Source organism: Protofrankia sp. Cj3 (assembly GCF_917627355.1).
In the GTDB taxonomy this organism is placed as follows: domain Bacteria; phylum Actinomycetota; class Actinomycetes; order Frankiales; family Frankiaceae; genus Protofrankia.
In genome coordinates, this window is the sequence record NZ_CAKJTR010000083.1 from 1 (window position 1) to 1,804 (window position 1,804).

The window sequence follows — 1,804 nt, forward strand, 5'->3', positions numbered from 1 at the left end:
CCACGGCACATCGTCGCCCAGCAACTGCTCGCCTACTGCCTGCAGGAGAACAAGGTCGGCGACCGGCTCTGGGCCGACGAATGGAACGGCCTCGCGCCCTTCGACCGGTCCGCCGAACCGATCGTCGCTCACCTCGTTCGCTTGGGATTCCTCGACTCCGACGGCGGCATGCTGTTCATAGGCCCGGAAGCCGAACGCCGCTTCGGCCACCGGCACTTCTCCGAACTGACCGCCGTCTTCACCGCGGCACCCGAGTTCACCGTCCTCTCCGGCCGCACCGAGATCGGCCGCACCGACCCGATGCTCCTTTGCGACCCGGTCGAAGGCCCACGGCTGCTCCTGCTCGCCGGCCGCAGCTGGCGTGTCACCTACACCGACTGGAAACGCCGCCGCTGCTTCGTCGAACCCGCCGGCAGCGGGGGCCGCGCCCGGTGGACCGGCAGCCTCCCTCCGCTGTCCTTCACCATGGTCAGAGCCATGCGCGACGTCCTCCTCGGAGCCGATCCCCAGGTCGCCATGACCAAACGCGCCGCCGCCCGCCTGACCGAGATCCGCGAGGAGCACACCGACCTCGTCCACCCCGCCGGCACCATGATCGTGCGTGAATCGGAGGCCGACGTCCGCTGGTGGACCTGGGCCGGCCACCTCGCCAACCGCACCCTCACCGCCTCCCTCGGCGACCTCACCGACCCCCGCCAGAACCCCGACGAGGCATTCATCCGGCTACGTTCTGACCTGACCCCAACTATGTGGAAGGCCGCCACGCCGGATCTGGAAAATCGGCTCTGTCTGCCCCACGTGGACGAGCAGGCCCTGGCTGGCCTGAAGTTCAACGCGGCCCTACCCCCGCACCTGGCCGAAGCCACCCTCGCCACCCGCCTGGCCGATCTGTCCAGCGCGAAGGCGGTCCTCACCGAACCGGTCCGGTGGCGCACCAGCCGGCGTGATCCGTAGCACGCGCATCGCCGGTATCCGCCTGGTAGCCGCGTCACACCAGCGGCCGTGGTGGATGACCGTCCCCAGCTGCCGGCCGCTGTCAGCGGGGAATGGTGGTGTGCTTGAACTCGTTGAGCTCGCTCCAGCCGGTCAGCAGATCCACCACGCGCTCGACTGCGCGGATCGACCCGGCAGGGTCGGCCCCGGCGGGGGAACGGTCCATGAGCCGGACGAAGACAGCCCGGTCGTCGGCGATGAACGTCGGCACACCCCACACGGCGTGGCTGTTGGTGTACTGCTCATGCTCGGCGCGGACCCTGGCCAGCGCCTCGCCCGAGTCAATCGCCGTCAGCACCTTTCCGGCCGGCACGCCGTGGTCCGCCAGCACCTTGGCGACCTCGTCGCGGTCGGACAGCTGCCTGGCCTCGTCGTGGCGGAGCGCGAACAGGCCGCGGTGCACGGCCGGGAACACCTCGGGGTAGTCGTCGCGGACAACGACCCCAGCCTGCAGGGCCAGGATGCCGCTGTCCTGGTCAGGCTGGTCCCAGACGTCAGGCTGCCCCTCTTCGACGTGGGCCTGCCCGAGGGAGAACGGGGCGAAGCGGACCTGCCAGCCGGCGCCGGCGGCCAGCCCGGTGAGGATGTGCTCGTGCGCGTTGCGGGCGAACGGGCAGCGGTAGTCCCAGGTGACAGTGAACTCAAAGGCCATGAACCCTCCAAGCCGCCGGACCCGCGCCGCATTCCCTACCGGCCGAGTAGAAAAATGCTGAGAGCGCCCGCGATCCGTCGCCGTTCGCTCTCGTAGGCCGCTGGGCGGTCTCCAGCGGTCGGTGCACCGCCCGCCCCGCGTCGGGACTCATAAGAGCGT

The 1,804-nt window shown here is 70.1% G+C and carries 1 protein-coding gene and 1 pseudogene; one reads left to right on the forward strand and one right to left on the reverse strand.

What is annotated here, in order from left to right:
• Window positions 1–954: pseudogene (locus MJ783_RS13070) on the forward strand (ATP-dependent helicase); the annotation flags it as partial.
• Window positions 955–1,036: 82 nt separating this feature from the next.
• Here the strand turns inward: MJ783_RS13070 and MJ783_RS13075 are convergent.
• Window positions 1,037–1,645, reverse strand: a complete 609-nt coding sequence (locus tag MJ783_RS13075) for a DsbA family protein (RefSeq protein ID WP_239310701.1) — start codon at window positions 1,643–1,645, stop codon at window positions 1,037–1,039.
• Between the last annotated feature and the right edge of the window lie 159 nt (window positions 1,646–1,804).

Excerpts from the sequence above, each read along its gene's own strand:
- MJ783_RS13075 (WP_239310701.1), bottom strand. The coding sequence starts at position 1,645 with ATGGCCTTTGAGTTCACTGTCACCTGGGACTACCGCTGCCCGTTCGCC.